The sequence below is a fragment of the Paracoccus sp. P2 genome (genome assembly GCF_046335115.1).
GTDB lineage: Bacteria > Pseudomonadota > Alphaproteobacteria > Rhodobacterales > Rhodobacteraceae > Paracoccus > Paracoccus pantotrophus.
Map to the genome: position 1 here is coordinate 1 of NZ_JBGOSN010000127.1, position 1,853 is coordinate 1,853.

The window sequence follows — 1,853 nt, forward strand, 5'->3', positions numbered from 1 at the left end:
ATCCGTTGGGATCATGCTCAGGATCTGGACCATCTGACGGTCACCGTTCGGCACGCGCCCCAGCTTACGCTGGACGCGTCGTATCGCCGGCGGCAGTTCCCATCAGGCGGCGGTGAGCGACCAGAAGCCGAACTTCCTGCCGTGCTCTTCCTTCAACCGGGCGACATAGGCATCGTGCGTCTCGAACGCGCCGAAGTCCGGGATTTCCCGTGCGAGCCGGGCGCAGGAGACCAGGTGCTCGGCGGCATAGCGATACCGCTTCGCCCGCGACCTCGTGAGCGTGAAGTCGATCATCGCGCGGAGAACCAGAGTCGCGGCCAGCGGATGACGCTCTGACAGGGCCTCCGCCGCTGGGGCGAGATACTCGTAGTGATCCCCGTCGATCTCCTCGTGCCGGGCCTCCAGGAGGTCTGCGGCGCGATCCAGCGCCGGCCAGTCGAGGAAGAACTGCAGGGCGTGAAGAAGGCTCGGATGGGCCATGGCGTGCGCCATCGCCCGCTCCTCAGCTTCTATGTCGTCGAAGTCGGGAAGCCGCTTGAGATAGGCCCGCAGGTACCTGTCGGAGAGCGTGCGTTCGAAGCAGTCCCACCGGAACGCTTGCGCCTCCTCGCCGCGCCCCAGCGCCTCCAGCGTCTGCAGACGGATGTCTTGCCAGGCCAGTGGCACCCGCAGCCCGTCGCCGAGCTCCGCGCGCTCGAGGAACCCCAGCGCCTCGCCCGCCCTGCCGGCCGCGAGCAGACGCTGTGCGATCTCGGCCGCGATCTGCGGCACCTTGCGGGTCTTTGGATCGTACTGGGCGATGAAGCCGTCGACGTCGCCCCGCGCGTCGGCGATGTCCTTGAGCGCCATGGCGACAGTGCTCGTGCGCTCGCGCGCCCGCATCTCGTGCTCGTAGGTGGTGCCGCCCGGGCCCCAGCCCACCGCCTTCCATTGGTCCTTTGGCGGCACCGGCACAGGCGAGCGACCGAGTTCTTCGGTCATCGATTGCAGGGCCGCCAACCCCTCGTCGCCGAGCGCCGGCGCTATGATGCCGATCAGGCCGTCATACTGGCCATAGCCGTTGTCCTGCAGCGCATCGAGGACAGTGCCGGCGAGCGCCTGCGGATCCGGCCGGACCTTCTCGGCGAGCTGACCCAGATCGGCGCAGGCCTGGTGGAAGATGCCGATGACGGTCCCGCTGGAGTCGTCGCAGCGCTCGAAGACAGGCGTCGCAAGCGCCATGAACCGCCACATGAGCGCCAGCGCCTCATCGGGATCGGCGGGTGCGATCTGCTCGACGATGGCGCGCCGCTGGGTTTCGAGATCCGTGACCAGCGCCTTGCGGTTCTTCCAGGTGATGAAGCTGCGGGCGCGGGCGATGCTGGTCAGTCGCTTGGTGATCTCCCGCGCGGCCTCCCTCGGGCTCTGGGCGCCCGCCAGCGCGAGCCGCAGCTTGCGCTTGGCCGCCGCGTTGCCGGTGCTGACCTCGATCAGCAATTGCGCCAGACGCTCGGCGCCCAGCGCTTCGAGGTTCTTCGCATTGAGGGTGGTCTTGGAAGCCATCGGATCGCCAGTTTCTTTTCCCCGAGCCTAACAGCAGCCCGCGGGCACCGGAACCTGCGTTCTGATTCGCGCGGCTCGTCGATGTCCCGCACCATCGCGCCGAAACGCCTTGCGCGGAAATGCGGGCCATTTCCTTTTTCTTCGCGATTTCAATGTGTTCGTTGACTGTCGCCCGCGCTTCAGCACTGTGGAACGGAGAACGATCCATCTGAAGCCGGCATGAACTGAAAAGCGCTCCCGGCCACCTTCGGTATCATGGGAAGGCTGCGGGTGGGGCGGTGTCGAGGCAGGCCGTTAGCCGGAAGATACCC

The 1,853-nt window shown here is 67.0% G+C and carries 1 protein-coding gene; it reads right to left on the reverse strand.

The window, feature by feature from the left end:
• Positions 1-102: 102 nt before the first annotated feature.
• On the reverse strand, positions 103-1,542 hold the full coding sequence (locus tag ACDP63_RS24715) for a DUF6880 family protein (RefSeq protein ID WP_409928840.1): 1,440 nt from the start codon (positions 1,540-1,542) through the stop codon (positions 103-105).
• Between the last annotated feature and the right edge of the window lie 311 nt (positions 1,543-1,853).

Bases quoted from the DNA above. Each gene is read 5' to 3' on its own strand.
- ACDP63_RS24715 (WP_409928840.1), bottom strand. From the start codon at position 1,542: ATGGCTTCCAAGACCACCCTCAATGCGAAGAACCTCGAAGCGCTGGGC.